Annotated in this window: 1 protein-coding gene; it reads left to right on the forward strand. The window is 38.5% G+C overall.

Annotation, left to right across the window (positions count from 1 at the left end; all coding sequences use genetic code 11):
• On the forward strand, positions 1–353 hold a 353-nt coding region (locus ACW9JY_RS10570), incomplete at both ends, for a dihydroxy-acid dehydratase domain-containing protein (RefSeq protein WP_457284336.1).

Consider the following 353-nt stretch of genomic DNA (forward strand, 5'->3'; position numbering starts at 1 on the left):
GCGTGCCAATTTATGGGGACTGCAAGCACTATGCAATGTATGGCAGAAGCATTAGGCTTAGCTTTACCAGGTACGGCTTTATCTCCTTCTACCATGATAGATATATTACATACATCAAGACAAGCAGGTAGAAAAATTATAGAACTTATGGAGAAAGGCATTACCGCAAGAGATATTTTAACTCCTGAGGCTTTTAGAAATGCTATTATTGTACATGCGGCAATTGGAGGTTCAACGAATGCTATGATTCATCTTCCAGCCATTGCACACGAGTTAGGTTGGGAATTAGAAGTGGAAGAATTTGATGAGATTAATAAATTTATACCACATTTGTGTAATATAGCTCCAAGCGG

This window comes from Petrotoga sp. DB-2, assembly GCF_054051725.1.